Below are 19,391 nucleotides of genomic sequence, written 5' to 3'. Positions count from 1 at the left end.
GGACCTCCTTATACAATTATTCATTATAACGATAATTTAATAAATGAACATAAAAAATGCTCTATAATTTAGAACTAGATTATGATTAAACATAAAAGAGCTTAAAATATCATTCTCTTTTCAAAATAAATCACCCAATCCGTTAAATTTATTTTCGGATTGGGTGATTTTTATGTTTCTAATATTGTAAAGTCTATGCTTGCTTAGGTATGGCTCGAGACGATAGTCTCTCACTCATACTATTCTCCTCTTTTTTTAGAAACTATACGTTCTAATATAAAGAAGATTAATCCTATTAATGTTAAAAACGGAGCTACTAATGCTAAGTCTTTAACTTCTAGTTGGCTTACAACGATTCCACCGATAAATGCACCTAGTGCATTACCAATGTTAAATGCAGATTGATTCATCGTACTTGCTAGCATTGGCGCATCTTTTGAAATGACCATGCTCTTAAATTGCAATGAAGGACTCATACTAAATCCTATTAATCCAAATACAAATATACCTACAATCATTAGTAAACTATTACTTTGAATAAAATACATCATAAAAATATAAATTGGGAAGCCTATAAAAATAATATTTAAAGATCTATTTAAGTTCCAGTCTGCTAGTTTACCACCAATTATATTACCGAATGTTACACCAACACCGAATATGATAAGCACAAATGAAATCCAACGTTCTTCTATATGTGAAACGTCAGTTAATATTTGAGAAATATATGTGAAATATGCAAATACACTACTAAATCCAAATAATGTTACGCCAAGTGTTAGCCATAACTTAACATCTTTTAATACGTTTAATTCATTTTTAATAGATATCGGTTGCGTGTCTTTTTGATTAGGTACAAATTTTATAATACCTATTAATGTTAATAAGCCTAATACACTAATAATAATAAAAGTCATTTTCCATCCGAATATTTGTCCAACAAAAGTCCCAAAAGGTACACCAATAATGTTACTCATCGTTAAACCTGTGAACATAAGCGCCATTGCACTTGCTCTTTTATGAGGTGGTACCATATTTGCAGCTAATATTGATCCTATACCAAAGAATGAACCGTGAGCTAAAGCAGCTACAATTCTACTTAACATTAATAAACCATAACTTGGTGCAATTCCACCGATACCATTACCAATAATAAAGATTCCCATTAATAAAATCAGTAAATTTTTTCTCGGTAATTTATATGTCGCAAGGACAATAATTGGTCCACCAATTGCAACACTTAGTGCATAACCAGTAATAAGTTGTCCAGCATCAGATACTGTTACATTCAAATCTCTTGCAATATTTGGTAGCAATCCCATAATTACGAACTCTGTCATACCTATTGCAAATGCACCAAGACTTAATATCCATATCGCTAAAGGATACTTCTTCATCTAACACCTCTCCTTTAACCTTATTATTTTAATCAGATTTATCCATAGTATTACTTTTATAAGCATATGACAAGAGTTTTTTATTATTTTATTAAATAAAAAAACTGAGAAATAAATTCTCAGTTTATAAAACGTTTTCATTCTGTTGTATTAATCCAACCTATACCAATCGTACCGAAACCAGTATGAACAGAAGCAACCGGTACTAATGGTTCAACATATACATTAATATCATTACTTAATGTTAAAATCCGTTCTTTCCAAATATGTGCTTCACGCTCATTGCCAGCATGTAATACACCTATACTTGTAACCCCTTTATCAATCATTTCATTAATACGTTTTATTAAATAAGCTTCAATTTTCTTCATACCTCTAGACTTAAGCTCTAAATCTATCGTGCCATGTTCTAGTTTCAATAAAAGCTTAATATGCAGCAAACTACTTAATAAGTATTTACTATTAGAAACTCTACCACTATTTTTTAATTGCTGTAGATTTCTTGGTAATAAGTACAATTCACTCGTCTGTTTAATATTTTCTAACTTATTCACAATCTCATCGAATGATTTATTCTCATCATAAAGTTGCTTCCCGTATTCAATTAACGATCTTTGAGGATAACTACCCGTACCACTATCTATGACATGAATCTTCATAGGAAAAGATTTTGAATTTGAAAGTGATGATGCATACGTACCTGACAAGCTGCTAGAAGGATGAATAGCTATAACATGCGTATATCCTTCATCTTCAATTTGTTGATATGTTTCAATAAAATCTTGAGGCGTAGGTTGCGCAGTCTTTGCTCCATTTCCATTATCTTTTAACATATCGAAAAATGATTTAGAACTTTCAAACTCTGTATCTTTATATGGCTTTCCTTCTATAATTGTTGATAAAGAAACTACAAATAAATCTTTCTCGTCAATATTTTGATCAATATAAGTCGTTGTATCAATTAACCATGCTAATTTCATGACTTCCTCCATTGTATATAAAATATACGAATCTTTTATGTGTATTATTTTAACTCTAAGTTTATTAATACCATATATTCTATCGCTATACAATTAAAAATAGAAGCCATAAATTCCAACAAACATATAATAAAACGACTTATTATAATCCTAGTATAACATCACTGTTTTAAAACATATTTAAAAGTGTTGTTATGGTAATAATCCTAATATAAATTAATAAAAATATTGCCATTATTATTATTTAAATATATTAATAAAAACTTGTGATATATTTTTCACCTCGCTTTCGATAACTCAATATTAGTATGACTTAAAGTAAATAGAATTTCCTAAAAGTGATATTTTTCTTATAAAGCAAATTGGTATATTGTAAATTTACTTTACATTAAGTAATATTAAAGAAGATAAATTCATGAAATATAAATGTGCTAGAAAAATTTTATCAGAGAATTTACAAAGTCTTATGAACCAATATAATGTAACTCAAAAATAATTATCTGAAGAATTAGGCATAAGTCAGTCAACAATATCTAATTGGATTAAAGAATTTAAATATCCAAGAATTGATAAAGTAGAAATGTTAGCACAATATTTTAACGTACCAAAATCTGCTATAACTGAACAAAAAAAGTAATATAACATACCAATCAACTACGATTACAGCACATCTTGATGGAGAAGTAAGTGGCCTAGACGAAGATGAAATGCAAAAAGTATTAGAATACGTAAAGTTTTTGAAATCACAAAACAAATAGTTAATCGCACTACTTCGGTAGTACTTTAATAAAAATATAAAATAAAGGGAGAAGTGTGTAATGACAAATGAACGTAAAAATTTAACGAATGAGGAGTTATTGGAAAGACAGCAACAACAATTCGAGAATTACAAACAAGAACAAAAGAAGAAATCTAAAAAGAAATGGTTATTTGGTTGTGGTGGTTGTTTAGGACTCATCATTATAATCGTAATCAAATTCGCAGCATGTTCTGCAACCATGGTAAATGAAGTAGACAAAGAAATTAATAAAGATACATCAGAAGTAGAGAAAGACAACAACGCAACTTCCGAACAAAACGCAGCACTAAATTCAGCGAAAACATATTCTGATACTATGCATATGTCTAAAGCAGGTATTTATGACCAACTTACATCAGACGCAGGAGATAAATTCTCAGCTAAAGACGCACAGTACGCGGTTGACCATTTAAAAGCTAACTATAAAGAGAATGCTTTGAAAGCAGCTAAATCATACGTTAAAGACCAAAATATGTCTAAAGATGCAGTTTACGACCAATTGATTTCTAACGCGGGTGATAAATTCACGGAAGAAGAAGCCCAATACGCAGTAGATAATTTAGAATAACTACACACCTCACTTAATGTGAGGTTTTCTTATAAAGAGGATTAAAATGGAATTACTAAAATAAAAACAATGCTTCTACTATATAGCAGTATGACGTAAAACACCCTTCTTTTAAATCGGATAAGAAAAGGAAATCGGATTTATAACAAAAGCTGAAGCAACAAATGGAGCTTAACAATTAATTAGAGATTTAGAAGATAGCAATATGATTGAACATAAAAAAAGCAAGGCAAAAAAGTGAGAGAATTATTCTCTTGACACTTTTTTGCCACTTGCTCGATTAGGTTTACTTACCTATTGCAAGAAAACCTAGTAATATCAACGTCTTGGATGAGTTGATTATTAAGGTACAAACGGAGAGTGAGGGATTCGAACCCTCGAGACGCTTGTGACGCCTACACACTTTCCAGGCGTGCTCCTTCGGCCAACTCGGACAACTCTCCACAAACAAAAAAATCAGAAGCGATATTTCACCTCTGATTATATGACCCCTACGGGACTCGAACCCGTGTTACCGCCGTGAAAGGGCGGTGTCTTAACCGCTTGACCAAGGGGCCTTATGGCTCCACAGGTAGGACTCGAACCTACGACCGATCGGTTAACAGCCGATAGCTCTACCACTGAGCTACTGTGGAATAATAATGGAGCGGGTGATCGGAATCGAACCGACAACATCAGCTTGGAAGGCTGAGGTTTTACCACTAAACTACACCCGCTTAATTAATATAAATATGGGGCGACTGATGGGAATCGAACCCACGAATGTCGGAACCACAATCCGATGCGTTAACCACTTCGCCACAATCGCCATACTTGTTAAAAAGTATGGCTCAGGACGGAATCGAACCGCCGACACAAGGATTTTCAGTCCTTTGCTCTACCGACTGAGCTACTGAGCCAAAATAAAAATGGCGGTCCCGACGGGAATCGAACCCGCGATCTCCTGCGTGACAGGCAGGCATGTTAACCGCTACACCACGGGACCTTCATTTAAAAAAGTATTGCGGGAGGTGGATTTGAACCACCGACCTTCGGGTTATGAGCCCGACGAGCTACCGAACTGCTCCATCCCGCGTTAATATTAAGTAATTTGACTACCCTTTAAATATAACACATTTATTAATATTATGTCAAGAAAATATTAATTCTTTTTTATAAAAAATGGTGACCCCTACGGGACTCGAACCCGTGTTACCGCCGTGAAAGGGCGGTGTCTTAACCGCTTGACCAAGGGGCCTCTAATTGAGAACTTCTTAAGTATATATAGAAAACCATAGAACGTCAATGCTATTTCTTTACTTTTCTTAATAAAAATTTGAACTTTTAACATCTATGTAACAATTCTCACTAAAGGGAAAAATAAACATCGGAATCTTTCGATTTTAACACATAAAAAAGGTGAAAACGATCGATTCTTTATATCGTTTTCACCTAAATTTATAATCATTTCAAGTAATTTATCATTTTATGACTAGCGTCTTGAGCCATTTTTACACAGTCAGGTAGTCCGACTGCATCAAAAGAAGCTCCAGTAATTATTAAATTATTGTAGTTTTTTTCTATATGTTGCTCTATATCTCTAATACGATCAATGTGCCCTACTTCATATTGAGGCATACTATGAGGTAATTTCGTTACAATTGAAAATTCTGGTTCGCCTTTAATTGTCATGATTTTATTTAAATCATTTAAAGCAACTTGTTTTAATTGTTCTTCATCTTTATGGTGAATAATGTTTGAACCTGGCTTACCAACGTATGCTCTTAACAACACTTTACCTTCAGGTGTTGTATGTGGCCATTTTTTATTTGTCCATGTACACGCTGTAATGGCAGTATCACTCGTTCTAGCAATGACGAATCCTGTGCCATCTTTATCATTAACGACTTGTTCTTTATCAAATGCCATAACAACTGTTGCTACACTTGTAGAAGGCATATAATTGAAATAGTCTAGCTTCAAGTCATCATCAAACCATTTAACAAAATGTTGATGTGGAATTGTAACAATTACACCATCATACTCATGACGTTCACCGTTAATTGTTAAAATGGACTTATCGTTTTCTTCAGTAAAATTTTGAACAGTTGAATTCAGATGTATATTAACGCCTTTGCTTTCTAAATCATTTCGCAAAGTATTCACAAATGATTCAAGCCCATGTTTAAATTGTTTAAATTGACCTTTAGGTTTCACAGTCACTTTTTTATCGGCATTATTTTTTGCTTTCTGAGCGATCATTCCTTTAATTAAACCGCCCTCTTCTTCCTCTTGCTCTTTAAAATGAGGAAAAGTAGTCTTCAAGCTTAAATTATCAATATTCGCTCCATATATACCCGCCATAAGTGGCTCAATCAAATTTTCTAACACTTCATTTCCTAAACGTTGTCTAAAGAAATGACCAATAGATATATCGGTGTTCATTGGTTTCACCGGTAAAAAGTAATCCAAACCAGCTCTTAATTTAGCTGCTGGTGAAATAAGTTGTGTTTTTAGAAACGGCTTTATTTCTGTTGGTATACCCATTATTGAACCGCCTGGGATAGGATAAAGTTTATTATGACTATAAATATATGATTGTCCCGTTTTATTCGTAACGAGATCATCCGCTATACCAATTTCTTCAGCTAATTCAGTCATAATTGTTTTTCTTCCTAAATATGATTCAGGACCTAATTCAATCGTATAGCCATTTTTACGATAAGTCTTAATTTTACCGCCTACTCTATTTGATTGTTCATATACGTCAATTTCAACATCTGGACATTCTTTTCTTAAATAATGGGCAGCAGATAACCCAGTTATCCCTGCCCCTATTATTGCAATACGTTTTGACATGCTTAACACTTCTTTCTTATTCGAAAATCGAATTAGAATTTTTTCTTAATTGCTGATACCATTGCTTCTATAAATTTAGGATCAATATTTGGCATAGGTGGTCTATGGTAATTTACGCCTAATTCATCACATACAACTTTACACTCATAGTCGTTATCATATAGAACTTCTAAATGTTCACATACAAAACCTACTGGCGTATAAATAAAATGTTTATATCCATGTTCGTTATACAAATCTCTCGTTAAATCTTGAACATCTGGTCCTAACCAAGGTTCACCAGTTTGTCCTTCTGATTGCCAACCAACAGAAACATGTTTAACATTTGATTGTTCACTCAAAATTTTAGCTGTTTCTTCTAATTGATCTGGATAAGGGTCATTAGCTTTTTTAATTTTTTCAGGTAAACTATGTGCTGAAACAATTAAAACAGTCTCATCATGACTTTCTTCTGGAATCATTTGTAAAGTATCATTGATCATTGTTGTCCAATAAGAAATAAATGCTGGTTCATTATAAAATTGCTCAACATGATGCAAATTAATACCGTATTTATCCGCTTCTTCTTTAGCACGTTTATTATAACTACCTACAGAGAAGTTAGAATAATGTGGAGCTAAAACAATTGTAATAGCTTCATCAATGCCATCATTGTGCATTTGTTCAACGGCATCTTCAATAAATGGATGGATGTGTTTTAAACCGATATATAATTTAAATTCAACATCATCATAAGTATCATTTAATGCACCTAATAAACTTTCAGCTTGTTTTTCAGTTGTTCCAGCTAATGGTGAAATGCCACCGATTGCTTTGTAACGTCCTTTTAAATCTTCAATTTGTTCATCAGATGGCTTACGACCATGTCTGATATGCGTATAGTATGGCACGATATCACTTTCTTTATATGGCGTACCATATGCCATAACTAAAAGTCCCACTTTTTTATTCATTTTCTATACTCCCTTTAAGTAAAATTAAAGCTATTTATTGATTAATCATAGTTGTGATTTATGGTTTGCTGAATATTCATGTACAAATTGCGCTACTTTTTTCAATGTAGCAGGTTGAACTTCAGGAAACACGCCATGTCCAAGATTAAATATATAATTATGATCTACTAATCCTTGATCTAATATTTGAATTAATCGCTGTTCAATTACTTCCCAAGATGCTAATAATAAAGCTGGATCTAAATTACCTTGTAATGTTTTAGTTATGCCCTTCTCACGCGCTTCCTTAATTTGTAAGCGCCAATCTAAACCTATAACATCAACTGGTAATTGATTCCATTCTTCTATTAAATGACTTGCGCCAACACCAAATGTTGTTACAGGTACATTTTTTTCTTTTATTGCCGTAATTATTTTATTCATTGATGGTCTAATAAAGTAATGATAATCTTCAGCATTTAAAGCGCCTACCCAAGAATCAAATACTTGTATCATTTTACAACCAGCGTCAATTTGAGCATGTGTATAGCGAATAGCCATATCAGCAAGTAAATCCATTAATTTAAACCAAGCTTCTGGTTGTGTATACATAAACGCCTTAGTTTTATTATAATTTTTTGATGGTCCACCTTCAATCATATAGCTCGCAAGCGTAAATGGCGCTCCTGTGAAACCTATCAAAGGCACATTTAGTTGTTCTTTAGTTAAAATTTTGATTGTATCTAATACATACTTCACATCTTCTTCAGGATTAATTCTTCCTAATTTGTTAACATCAGAAATATCTTTTATTGGGTTATGTATCACTGGACCAATTCCAGATTTAATTTCTACATCTACACCAATTCCTGTTAAAGGCGTCATAATATCTTTATATAAAATTGCAGCATCTGTATTATATTGATCTACAGGTAACTTTGTAACGTATGCACAAAGTTCAGGTTGATGCGTAATTTCAAATAATGAATACTTTTCTTTAATCTTTCTATATTCAGGTTGTGATCGACCTGCTTGCCTCATAAACCAAACTGGCGTATGAGTTGTACTTTCACCTTTTGCTGCTTTTAAAATTGTATCGTTAAACGGTACACTCATTTATTTCACCTCATTATAATCATTACAATCTATTTTAACATATTCTATTATAAAGACATCTTTGTGTACAAAAATTCATAAATTATACAAAAGATTTAATGAATCAGTTGATTTTAGCGCTTACATGTTTATAATCAAATTAAAGAGATATAGGAGGTTTGTAATTATGAAATGTTATATAACAACAGGTACGTATCATTTTCTTCATAGTATTTTAAAAAAATATCCTGAAGAAAACATTCATCATTATACGAGACAAGATACGACGGTACTTATTCATGAAACATCTGGAGAAACAGTATTCTCACAACCTAGAGAATATCGAATTCTAGAATCTAAAGGTGAATTTGTTAATCATGAATTTTTAGCTGTTAGCTACATTCCTGTATCAGAAGAAATGCAACACCGATTTGAAAATCATTATGTAGATATTGATGGTCAGTTTGATAACTTTGAAGGTTTTGAATCATTTAGACTACTTAGACCTAGAAAAGGCGATACTTATATGATTATTGTTGGTTTTGATTCAAATGAACTTTATGAAGATTTTACGAAATCATCATTATATACAGAATATTTTTCAAGAGATGCTACGAGAAAATTCTCAGGTGCAGATCAATATTCAACAGCAAATTATACTAAGTATTGGTATAGACCAGATGAAGATGAATAAAACAAAAGGGAATCTAGGACTTTAACATCCTAGATTCCCTTTTGATTTGTCCACACGATTTTGTAAAGTGCTGACGCCCGAGGGAATAGTATAAGAGAGAGACTACAGGCTCGAACCATACCCCCAGGCAAGCATGCACGAGCAAAATCGTAAGATTTTAAAACATAGCAAGCTATTTACTAAAAAAACAGTAGCGTGAGTTGAGAATGGTATTTAATAACGATTTTGTAAAGTGCTGACGCCCGGGGGAATAGTATGAGAGAGAGACTACAGGCTCGAACCATACCCCCAGGCAAGCATGCACGAGCAAAATCGTAAGATTTTAAAATATAAAAATATCTCTTCACTAGGCTATAACCTAATGAAGAGATATTTTATTTTAGTCTCTCAATAATTCTTGATGTTTTTTAATCTTTTTAATCGATGAATCTATCGTTAACCAACCTACTATAAAGAATACAACTACAAAATATGTTGTTGATATGAATTTAACAATATATATAATCGACAGAATAACACCTAATATTAACATCATATTTATTAAAAACTGATGATAGCCTTTTATGACTTGATGTTCACTGACTGGCCATACTTGTGGCCATAAACCATATGCTTGCTGTTTATAAAATTGAGAAAGTTGCAAAATAAGTAAATACATTATCAACGCGCCAAGTATAGCGGAGATAACTGATTGATCTATCCACCATATAAGCAGTAACCCAATGATTAAAAATCTTAAAACAATAAAGAATGCATCTTTACCTCTTGCGAAACTTCTTACAAACAAGTATTTATACATATAGTCTTGATTAAATTTCTTCGATCTTGGTACTTTTAAAAATACATCTAAATATCTTCTTCTAACCGTTCTTTCATTTAACACTTTTACATCTGTGAACATATTGACGAATTTATAGTAATTCATTTTATGATTATGTTCTAGAGATACCAATGTTTCCCACTGATAAAATGTACCTCTATTAATGTTTTCCATTAATATAATCAGCGCTATCAATATGACGATAGACAATAAGCCTGAAAGCATCCCTACTTTTAACGTTGTATAATACCCACTAGCAAATACGATAAAAAGCAAGACATTAACGCCCCATATTTCTAAGCCATATTTTAGCCAGAACCATTTTATAACTAAACCTAATATTGGAAAGATGAAACTTAATACCATTACAGTAATGTATAAATGAAATTCGCTTCCCAATAATTGATAAAATAATGGAAGGCCTATCACTAGAATTACGACTGGTAAATAAAGTCTATTTATATAACTATAAGTTATCGCTTTTTTTATATATGTTGATAAATGCTTTTCAAACGGTAATAAATATAACTTATCCGCTTCTCGAAACAACGTTCTCATTGGAAAGATTGAACAAATAGATAATACTAAAGAAACAATCAATCTATAATTAATATTTTGAGGAATATCTTTCAACCAATTACTGTAGCCTAACGCAAATGCTCCGAGCATAATTGTTATAAAGATTAAAAAATGACCATTAAATATAAATTTATTATACTTAAGCTTCTCTAACACTTCTTCTTTTTGTCTTAAGTTATATAAAGTTTTAGCATCATTCATAACTGTCACCTTTTGTTAAATGGATATAAATATCATCCAATGTTGCATTTGTAAGACCAGTTTCAGCTCTTAATTCATCTAAATTCCCCATTGCGATCAACTTACCTTGATGTAAAATAATAAACCTATCACAATATCTTTCCGCAGTTGCTAAAATATGCGTAGACATAAGTACGGATGAACCTTGATTACGTCTTTCTACTATTAAATCTAACATTGTTTGAATACCGAGCGGATCTAATCCTAAAAATGGTTCATCTATAATGTATTGTGTTGGCTCTACTAAAAAAGCACATACAATCATAACTTTTTGTTTCATACCTTTAGAAAAATGAATCGGGAATACTTTTAGCTCTTTATCAAGTCTCAGCCTTTTCAATAACGGCATAGCTTTTGACATTGCTGTATCTTTATCAATTCCATATGCCATTGCAGTCATATATATATGTTCTTCTAATGTTAACTCATCATATAATACTGGACTTTCAGGTATATATGTAAGATTTCTTCTATATGATTCTATATCTGATTTGATATCAATATTATTTATGGACATCTCACCTTTTTGTGGTGTTAATAAACCTAATATATGTTTAATAGTCGTACTTTTTCCCGCACCGTTTAATCCTATCAGTCCGACGACTTCACTTGGTTTACATTCGAATGAGATATCATGGATAACAGCCTTTTTCCCATATCCACCTGTTAAATTGTTCACTTTAATTGTCACGTGAAAACACCTCCAAAGTATATTGTAGCATGTTCTTATTGTTACATTCATTAAATAATATCTTTATCAGTGAGATGATACTACTTGCATGATATAATAAAGCTAATATTTACATAGGAGATGATATTATGTCAGAAACAATCTTTAGCAAAATTATCGATGGTGAAATTCCTTCTTACAAAATTTATGAAAATGATTATGTCTATGCTTTCTTAGATATATCTCAAGTTTCTAAAGGTCATACACTTCTCGTACCGAAAAAAGCATCACCTAATATTTATGAAACAGATCCTGAAACGATGAAACATATAGCAGAAGCGTTACCGATTGTCGCTAATGCTATTAAAAAAGCATTCAATCCAGACGGTTTGAATATCATCCAAAATAATGGCGAGTATGCTTCACAATCTGTATTCCATATTCATTTTCATTTAATCCCAAGGTATAAAGAAGACATAGATGGATTCGGATATATTTGGAATACTAATGAAGACCAAATAGATGACGATAAAAAGGCAGAAATTGCAAAAACGATCCAGCAACAATTTTAATTCATTGCATATTTCCAAGCTTTAAGGGTATATATTCAAGTAAGAGAAATCAAGGAGGATTATTATGAAATTTTCAAGATTAGCTATCGGTGTTGGTGTAGGACTTGTTACTGGTTTTACAACAGCAATATTAAATACAGATCGTTCAGGTGATGCTTTAAAGACAGATTTAAAATCCACTGCTGACGGTTCAAAAATTCAATTAAGCGAAATTAAAGATAATGCAATGGAAATTAAAGATTATGTATTAAAAACTAAAGATGAAAGCCAAATTGCCATTCAATCGTTAAGTGAAGAAATCAAAACGATGATTAATGAATTTAAAGCAGATATCAATCCGAATATCGAACAAATTCAGAAAAATATTGAGAATATAAGCAATCGTGGAAATGAAATCCAAAAAGAAATCCAAAATACGAAGCTTCCGTTTCTAAAAAAATAGAAAACGTGTTAAAATTATTATATTATGAAAGTGTTATATGTAAGCATGATACATTAGTATCATGCTTTTATTATACAATTAAAGGGGGATATTGCGATGGCGAACGAACGGGACATGATCGAAAAAATGTTATTCACACATAAAGTTTCTCAATTATCTAAAGCTTTATGGAAGACGATTGAAAAAGATTGGCAACAATGGATTAAACCATTTGATTTAAATATTAATGAGCATCACATTCTTATTATCATCAGAAGTTTAGACGAAGCAACAATTTCAGAAGTTAGTAAATATGGTGTTATGCATGTTTCTACAGTTTTCAATTTTGCTAAAAACTTAGAAAAACGCGGCTATTTAACGATGCCTAAAAGCCAACATGATAAACGTACAACATATTTAGAGTTATCGGATAAAGGGCTTGAAGTATTAAGAAAAACGTATGTGAGCTATACAAACGATACGAATAGATTATATGATATTGCAGCTGAATATGAAAAAGTTATGTATAGTATGCCAGAGTTTACAGACGTAAAGTATATTGTTGGGCAAATATACGGCAGTGACTTTATTAATCACATTGAACAAAACCACGAACAATTAAGAAAATATCTACTTGACGAACACTCTGAGGATGATGCATAATATCAAGATAAATCTAACTTAGAAGGTGACGTATCTTATGTTCTTATGTTCTAAATCAATTAACATACATTCTCGATATGGACTACAGAGAATTGTATTAATCAGTGCTTTAGTTTCATTTTTAACATTTATAGTCACTTACGAAATATTTAATTATATACAAACACAACCATTAAAGGACGATAAGTTTATTTTATTCTTATTCGTCCTTTGCTTAATTTATCCAATCCATAAATTATTGCACTTGATTGTACTAATTTATTATCGTAAGTCATTTAAAATGAATAAAACTACTAAAGCGAAACGCGCTTTACCATTATATAATATTAGAGTGGATCAACCCGTTAATAAAATTGTGTTTTGTTTAGCACTTATCTGTCCATTAATTGCAATAACTACCCTATCACTTGTATTAATTAATATTATCCCTCAATATGGACACTACATTTTATTTATAATGTCTATAAATATTGGTATATCAATTATTGACTTACTTTATTTTAAAATAATTTTATTTACAAAAAGAGGTACTTATATTGAAGAAAGAAAGAACGGTATCGAATTGTTAACAAAACGTTCACTGGATGCTGAACATTTATAAGTTATTTTTTGTATTTAAATTACTAAATATGCTATATTTATCATTGTATTCTTACAAAAGGAGTTCTATTTATGAAATCAATTAAAAAAATAGTGTTACCTATAACACTTTCAGCATCTGTATTAACATTAGGAGCTTGTGGTAACGGTTCAGATAACTCCGGAGAAACTTTAGTTGAAACTAAGGCTGGAAATGTAACTTCACAAGACGTTTTAGACAAGATGGGTAACAACGAAGTAGCCCAAAATGCATTCCAAATTGTACTTAACAAAGTCTTAAAAGATAAATACGAAGACAAAGTTGATACTAAGAAATTAGACGAACAAGTTGATAAACAAATTGAGCAATATGGTGGTAAGAAGAAATTTGAAGAAGCACTTCAACAAGAAAAACCAGGTGCAACTTTAGAAGACTTTAAAGAATCTCAAAAAACTTCTAAATTCCAAGAAGAATTTATCAATGATGCGGTGAACGTTTCCGATAAAGAAATTGATAAAAACACTAAAAAAGGTTCTCATATCTTAATAAAAGTTAAATCAGAAGATTCAAAAGATGGTTTAAGTGATAAAGCAGCTAAGAAAAAAGCTGATGAATTACTAGCTCAAATCAAGAAAAATCCAGATGACTTCGACAAAATTGCTAAAAAAGAATCACAAGATGAAGGTACTAAAGATAAAAATGGTTCACTAGGTTTCGTATTGAAAGGTCAAATGGATGAATCATTTGAAAAAGCACTATTCGACCTTAAAGACGACGAAATTTCAGATGTTGTTAAATCTCAATATGGATACCATATTATAAGAGCAGATAAAGGCGAAGCATCTAAAAAAGAAAAAGACAGCCTTAAAGAACAATATCGTCAAATGAAAATTCAAAAAGAACCTAAGATTATCATTAATGCTTACAAAAAATTATTAGATGAATACAAAGTAGATTACAAAGATAAAGACATTAAAAAAGCAATTGAAGATAACATCTTAAACGAAAAAGCACTACAACAACAACAAATGCAAGCTGCTCAACAACAGTCAGCTAGCTAAATATGATATAACAAAACGAAAAGTTTTGGATATTAAAAAAGAGCGTAAATTCTTATTTTCAAAGAATTTGCGCTCTTTTTGCTTTATCTTTTAAGTCTTCGTGCGTTTTGCACGTAAATTTATCATGTCAGGCTCCACTTGATAAATAGAACCCGTGATTTTATCATGTCAGGCTCCACTTGATAAATAGAACTCTTGATTTTATCATGTCAGGCTCCACTTGATAAATAGAACCCGTGATTTTATCAAGTCAGACTCCACATGATAAATAGAACCCTTGATTTTATCAAGTCAGACTCCACATGATAAATAGAACCCGTGATTTTATCATGTCAGGCTCCACATGATAAATAGAACCCGTGATTTTATCAAGTCAGACTCCACATGATAAATAGCAAACAATCTTTATAATATTCTCCACGATTTTGCAAAGTGCGGACGCCCGGGGGAATAGTATGCCGCGCGCGACTACAGGCTCGAACCATCCCCCCCAGGCAAGCATGCACGAGCAAAATCGTAAGATATTAAAAAAGATCTCTTCACTAGGCTATAACCTAATGAAGAGATCTTTCATTTTAACTACGGGTATTTATGTCCCTACCTGTTTTAATCTAACGTTTCAGGTTTATAAAATTGTCTATTCTCTAGAGCAAAGATACGTTCTGTATATTGACCTTTATCTACTTTTTTAAGATGCTTTTCAAACATCATCATTCTAGCATCAATATTATCGATAAAGTGCAAAATCTCAGCTTCTTTTACCATTGGTAATTTTGGTGAGCCGTATTCTAATTTACCATGGTGACTTAATACTAAATGTCTTAGTAATAGTACTTCTTCACCTTCTATATTGTGTTCTTTAGCTACTTGCGATATTTCATCACTTACTATAGAAATATGACCTAACAAATTACCTTCTACCGTATAAGTTGTTGCGACTGGTCCTGATAATTCCTTAACTTTTCCTAAGTCATGCAAAATAACACCACTATATAATAAACTTCTATTTAATATTGGATATATGTCACACAAAGCTTTTGCTTGCCTCAACATTGTCACGACATGATAACTGAGTCCTGAGACGAAATTATGATGATGTGAGCTCGCTGCTGGGAATGTGAAATATTCTTTTTGATATTTTTTGAGTAATAAACGTGTAATTCTTTGTAATTTAGCATTCTCAATGTCTAATAAAAATGTCATAATTTCTTCTGACATTTCATCAATTGTTAAAGGTGCTGCTTCTAAAAAGTTTTCTAGTTTTACATTATCTTCGTCTACAGCAACTCTAAATTGATTAATTTTCATTTGTTTACGTCCGCGGTAATCTATTACATCACCTTTAACGCGTATAATTGTCTCAGGTACAAGTAATTGAATATCTTCGCTTGATACAGTCCATACTTTAGCTTCTATATCTCCACTCTTATCTTTCAAGTAAAGTGTCATATATGGTTTACCTTGAGCAGTTACACCTTGAATGGCGCGATGTATTAAAAAATAATGATCAACTGGGTCTCCTGGCTTTAATGTTTCGATTGTTCTCATTTGCTCTTAGCTCCTTCTATTTTTGTCAGAGTTATCGTTTGTTTTTGTGGTACGTTTTGATCTTTGTTACATGTAAAGTAAAGTATTTGAATATCTTCTGACATGCTCATTAAATATTTAATCATAATTTCTTTACGATGCTTATCAAAGTGGACAAATGCGTCATCCACTATTATCGGGAATGGATAGTATTTTTGCAAGGATTTAATCAAGCTAAATCTAAGCGCAATATACAACAGTTCTTTTGTTGACTGACTTAACTCAGTTGGGTGGAATACTTGACCATTTTCATGTCTTACTTGTACATTTTGGTCTTCATAGATCACTTGATTGTATCTATCTTCTGTTAATGCACTTAAAATATCTGTTGCATCTTTCACAACATAAGGTAATCTCTTATCCTTAATTTGCTTAATATGCGCTTCAACTAAGTTTTGCAAATAACTTAATGCTGCCCAATCATTTGCTGTTTCATTAACTTTATCTTTAAGTAAATGATATTCATGTCTCAATGCTGACAATGTTTCATCGGTTTCCATATGATTAATTTTAGCATTTAAATCACTAAGTTCTGCTTGTACATTTAAGTAGTTGTCATTGTATTCATCAACTTGCAGTTCTAATTGATTTCTTTCATTTTCTAAGTCCGTTTTCGTCATATAACTCAGCTGAGTATTTTTATCGTAATCATAATTATGATTGTTGAGCAACTCAGTTAAATAGTTAAATCTCTCCATATCCTCATTATATGATATGTAAGATTTATGGTGTCGATAATATGATTCTTCGTCTTCTACATTAATGAAGCTAAATAATGATTGGATCACGTTATTGTTTTCTTCTAGCCTTTTTGAAAGTGCAGTGATTTCGTTTGTAAGCAGTGCTTGTTGTTCAACATTTCTTGATTGAATATTAAATTCTTTTTGATGCTCATCTAAAGCTTGTTTTACGTCATGAAATAATGAAACCTTTTGATAATGTAATCGTGCATGAGTTACGATACTTTCTGCTTCAAGATAAAATGCTTCAAGATCCGAATGTTTCTCATCTCTTAATTTAGTTAAACGCTTGATTTCGAATCTATTTTGCTTAATTTTCTTAATGGTCGTTAACGCATCATTTAATAATTGAGATGACAGTTGATTAGAAACATGAATACTTGCTTTTGTTTCTTTTATAGCACGTTCTTTCTGCTCTATTATTTCTTCGACTTGTTCTAACTCTTTCTTCAATTCAGCTTTCTTTGTATTTAAAATTTCTTGCGATTGGTAATAACCTTCTAATTCTTGTCTCATTTTAGTCTGTTCATCTAAGTTAAAATCTAAATCATAAAATTGCTTTAAATGTTTAACCTTTTCTTCTAATTCATCTATCTCTTTAGAAAAAGCTTGATCATGATCTAAATTTTTAGATTTTATAAAGAAAGATAATACGACTAAAATTATACCAACTATCGCAAAGATTGCACTAAATATAAGCTGAGAAGCGATAAAAGCATATATTGCAATTGCTATTAATAATATGCCACCGATACAAGAAGCTAATTTATATTGCTTACTTCTTTTTTCACTTTCTTCTTTTTGCTTTTTAAAGCTTTCTTCCATTTTTTTATAAAGTGATTTCTTCTCGCCTAACTCTAAAGCTTTTTGGTTATAAACTTTCTTTTGTTCATAATTTTCGTCAGAAACTAAATCATTGTGCAATCTATCAACATTATTATTGTATCTATCTCGCTCAATATCCAATTGATTTAAAGTTCGTTTTATTTGTTCGCGTTCAACTACATTTTCTTCTTTAACACGATTCACTTCTGCTATATGCGTCTTCATCGCTTCAGAAGTATCAACATCTAAATATTCATCATTCCAACCAATGTCTTGACGCAACAGTTCATTATCACGTTCTGTATCATCAATTTGTTTGTTTAATTGCTTTAATTCTTGATGCTTTTCTTTAATATCTGATTCTCGTTGTCTAATACTATTTAAAGCTTTTTCATCTCTTTCAGACATAACGTTCACATGATCTAAAGTATGAACAACTTGCGCTAGCTTTTCATTTCTTAATGTTAAATCACGCTTAATACTTTCATTTGAACGTACTGCAGATTCATATCTTTCAATACCTTGCTCTGGAAATTCATACGGTTCTATATTTAAGTTCGTTTCTAGCTTTTTCCATTCTACAACATCATTATGTAAAGAAATTTCTTTTTCTTTATTTGTTAATCGATTTGTAAGGTTACCTAAATTATCTTTTAACTGATTGAGTCTTCTCGATATTTTGTCACGCTCATCTTGAAGTCTTTCGTATTCCGATAACTTCTTTTCTTCGTTTTTAATTTTTATTTCTAAATCGTTTAACTGTTCTAATTGAACATTTAAAACTGGATTTTTACCATTCTTTTTATACAGTGCTTCTTTTTCACTTTGCATTAAATCGCTCATACCGGTAAATTCAGTAGAACCTAAAGCACCTGCTTGTAATAAGTACATTTGAAGTTGGTCTTCAGTTAAATTTTTATGAATATCTTGCAATCCTAATACATTAAAGGAGAAGATACCTTGATATGTCTTTTTATTAATATAATTAAGCTTTTGTTTGAGCCATTCTTCGTCTTTAATTTTACCATTTGATAGGTAAACTTTCACATCGCCAGTAACACGACCTTTGACTCTTTCTACTTCCACTTTTTGACCATCAAATTCCAGTTCTAATTTACCACCGTATTGATTGCCAAGACGTGGTTCTAACCTTGGCTCATTCTCTTTTTTTGTTGGAAACCCAAATAATATAGAGTGTATAAAAGCTTGAATTGTAGATTTACCTGCTTCATTTTCTCCATATATTTGCATAAAACTTTGATCAAATTTAATTTTTCTAGACATGAGTTGGCCATAGCCATAAATTTCTAAGGATATTATTTTCATCGCT

At 31.5% G+C, this 19,391-nt stretch carries 16 protein-coding genes, 9 tRNA genes and 1 pseudogene; 8 read left to right on the top strand and 18 right to left on the bottom strand.

Going from position 1 to position 19,391, the window contains the following annotated elements; translation table 11 throughout:
- Positions 1-239: 239 nt before the first annotated feature.
- Together PYW35_RS04865 and PYW35_RS04860 are read right to left on the bottom strand one after the other, a co-directional pair.
- On the bottom strand, positions 240-1,397 hold the full coding sequence (locus PYW35_RS04865; protein ID WP_103323504.1) for an MFS transporter: 1,158 nt from the start codon (positions 1,395-1,397) through the stop codon (positions 240-242).
- A gap of 137 nt (positions 1,398-1,534) precedes the next feature.
- On the bottom strand, positions 1,535-2,377 hold the full coding sequence (locus PYW35_RS04860) for a DegV family protein (protein ID WP_103323505.1): 843 nt from the start codon (positions 2,375-2,377) through the stop codon (positions 1,535-1,537).
- Between the two features lie 415 nt (positions 2,378-2,792).
- Here PYW35_RS04860 and PYW35_RS04855 point away from each other — a divergent pair.
- Together PYW35_RS04855 and PYW35_RS04850 are read left to right on the top strand one after the other, a co-directional pair.
- Positions 2,793-3,135 (top strand): annotated as a pseudogene (locus PYW35_RS04855) (helix-turn-helix domain-containing protein).
- Between the two features lie 60 nt (positions 3,136-3,195).
- The gene (locus tag PYW35_RS04850) at positions 3,196-3,744 is read left to right on the top strand and encodes an Ltp family lipoprotein (protein ID WP_103322745.1); all 549 of its coding nucleotides are present in this window, start codon (positions 3,196-3,198) and stop codon (positions 3,742-3,744) included.
- Between the two features lie 354 nt (positions 3,745-4,098).
- Here PYW35_RS04850 and PYW35_RS04845 read toward each other — a convergent pair.
- From PYW35_RS04845 to hemE, 12 genes are all read right to left on the bottom strand, one after another.
- Positions 4,099-4,187: transfer RNA gene (locus PYW35_RS04845), tRNA-Ser, on the bottom strand.
- 42 nt (positions 4,188-4,229) lie between these two features.
- Positions 4,230-4,301: transfer RNA gene (locus PYW35_RS04840), tRNA-Glu, on the bottom strand.
- 3 nt (positions 4,302-4,304) lie between these two features.
- Positions 4,305-4,379, bottom strand: a tRNA-Asn gene (locus PYW35_RS04835).
- A 7-nt stretch (positions 4,380-4,386) separates the two neighbouring features.
- A tRNA-Gly gene (locus tag PYW35_RS04830) sits at positions 4,387-4,460 on the bottom strand.
- A 16-nt stretch (positions 4,461-4,476) separates the two neighbouring features.
- Positions 4,477-4,552: transfer RNA gene (locus PYW35_RS04825), tRNA-His, on the bottom strand.
- 18 nt (positions 4,553-4,570) lie between these two features.
- Positions 4,571-4,643 (bottom strand) — tRNA-Phe (locus PYW35_RS04820).
- Between the two features lie 10 nt (positions 4,644-4,653).
- Positions 4,654-4,729: transfer RNA gene (locus PYW35_RS04815), tRNA-Asp, on the bottom strand.
- A gap of 16 nt (positions 4,730-4,745) precedes the next feature.
- Positions 4,746-4,819: transfer RNA gene (locus tag PYW35_RS04810), tRNA-Met, on the bottom strand.
- 87 nt (positions 4,820-4,906) lie between these two features.
- Positions 4,907-4,981: transfer RNA gene (locus tag PYW35_RS04805), tRNA-Glu, on the bottom strand.
- Positions 4,982-5,187: 206 nt separating this feature from the next.
- Complete coding sequence (gene hemY / locus PYW35_RS04800; protein ID WP_103322746.1) at positions 5,188-6,582, bottom strand: protoporphyrinogen oxidase; 1,395 nt, start codon at positions 6,580-6,582, stop codon at positions 5,188-5,190.
- Between the two features lie 32 nt (positions 6,583-6,614).
- On the bottom strand, positions 6,615-7,535 hold the full coding sequence (hemH, locus tag PYW35_RS04795; RefSeq protein ID WP_103322747.1) for a ferrochelatase: 921 nt from the start codon (positions 7,533-7,535) through the stop codon (positions 6,615-6,617).
- A 45-nt stretch (positions 7,536-7,580) separates the two neighbouring features.
- Positions 7,581-8,630, bottom strand: a complete 1,050-nt coding sequence (gene hemE, locus PYW35_RS04790) for a uroporphyrinogen decarboxylase (RefSeq protein ID WP_103322748.1) — start codon at positions 8,628-8,630, stop codon at positions 7,581-7,583.
- A 166-nt stretch (positions 8,631-8,796) separates the two neighbouring features.
- Between hemE and PYW35_RS04785 the strand changes: the two genes are divergently transcribed.
- Positions 8,797-9,303 (top strand): antibiotic biosynthesis monooxygenase family protein, encoded by a 507-nt coding sequence (locus tag PYW35_RS04785; RefSeq protein WP_016912886.1) that lies wholly within the window; start codon positions 8,797-8,799, stop codon positions 9,301-9,303.
- Positions 9,304-9,682: 379 nt separating this feature from the next.
- Here PYW35_RS04785 and ecsB read toward each other — a convergent pair whose 3' ends face one another.
- Positions 9,683-10,903: an ABC transporter permease EcsB gene (ecsB, locus tag PYW35_RS04780; RefSeq protein ID WP_103322749.1), complete on the bottom strand. Its 1,221-nt coding sequence runs from the start codon at positions 10,901-10,903 to the stop codon at positions 9,683-9,685.
- Positions 10,896-11,633 (bottom strand): ABC transporter ATP-binding protein, encoded by a 738-nt coding sequence (locus PYW35_RS04775; protein WP_103322750.1) that lies wholly within the window; start codon positions 11,631-11,633, stop codon positions 10,896-10,898. Before PYW35_RS04775 ends, ecsB begins: the two co-directional genes overlap by 8 nt.
- A 128-nt stretch (positions 11,634-11,761) precedes the next feature.
- Between PYW35_RS04775 and PYW35_RS04770 the strand changes: the two genes are divergently transcribed.
- The 5 genes from PYW35_RS04770 (at position 11,762) to PYW35_RS04750 (ending at position 14,909) form a co-directional block, all read left to right on the top strand.
- Positions 11,762-12,184, top strand: a complete 423-nt coding sequence (locus PYW35_RS04770; RefSeq protein WP_103322751.1) for an HIT family protein — start codon at positions 11,762-11,764, stop codon at positions 12,182-12,184.
- Positions 12,185-12,248: 64 nt separating this feature from the next.
- Positions 12,249-12,626, top strand: coding sequence for a YtxH domain-containing protein (locus tag PYW35_RS04765; RefSeq protein WP_016913027.1), 378 nt, complete (start codon positions 12,249-12,251; stop codon positions 12,624-12,626).
- A 96-nt stretch (positions 12,627-12,722) separates the two neighbouring features.
- On the top strand, positions 12,723-13,268 hold the full coding sequence (locus tag PYW35_RS04760) for an HTH-type transcriptional regulator Hpr (RefSeq protein ID WP_016913026.1): 546 nt from the start codon (positions 12,723-12,725) through the stop codon (positions 13,266-13,268).
- A gap of 37 nt (positions 13,269-13,305) precedes the next feature.
- On the top strand, positions 13,306-13,869 hold the full coding sequence (locus PYW35_RS04755; RefSeq protein ID WP_016913025.1) for a DUF3267 domain-containing protein: 564 nt from the start codon (positions 13,306-13,308) through the stop codon (positions 13,867-13,869).
- 71 nt (positions 13,870-13,940) lie between these two features.
- Positions 13,941-14,909 carry a peptidylprolyl isomerase gene (locus tag PYW35_RS04750; protein ID WP_016913024.1) on the top strand — a complete coding sequence of 323 codons (969 nt, stop codon included), beginning with the start codon at positions 13,941-13,943 and terminating at the stop codon, positions 14,907-14,909.
- Between the two features lie 606 nt (positions 14,910-15,515).
- Here the strand turns inward: PYW35_RS04750 and yhaM are convergent.
- Complete coding sequence (yhaM, locus tag PYW35_RS04745; protein WP_103322752.1) at positions 15,516-16,457, bottom strand: 3'-5' exoribonuclease YhaM; 942 nt, start codon at positions 16,455-16,457, stop codon at positions 15,516-15,518.
- Positions 16,454-19,387 (bottom strand): ATP-binding protein, encoded by a 2,934-nt coding sequence (locus PYW35_RS04740; protein ID WP_103322753.1) that lies wholly within the window; start codon positions 19,385-19,387, stop codon positions 16,454-16,456. The genes yhaM and PYW35_RS04740 overlap by 4 nt, the downstream gene beginning before the upstream one ends.
- Positions 19,388-19,391 lie beyond the last annotated feature (4 nt).

Origin of the sequence: Mammaliicoccus vitulinus (assembly GCF_029024305.1) — a bacterium.
Taxonomy (GTDB): Bacteria; Bacillota; Bacilli; order Staphylococcales; family Staphylococcaceae; genus Mammaliicoccus; species Mammaliicoccus vitulinus.
Note: the sequence above shows the minus strand (reverse complement) of the source record. Positions and strands in the feature narration are given on the sequence as shown.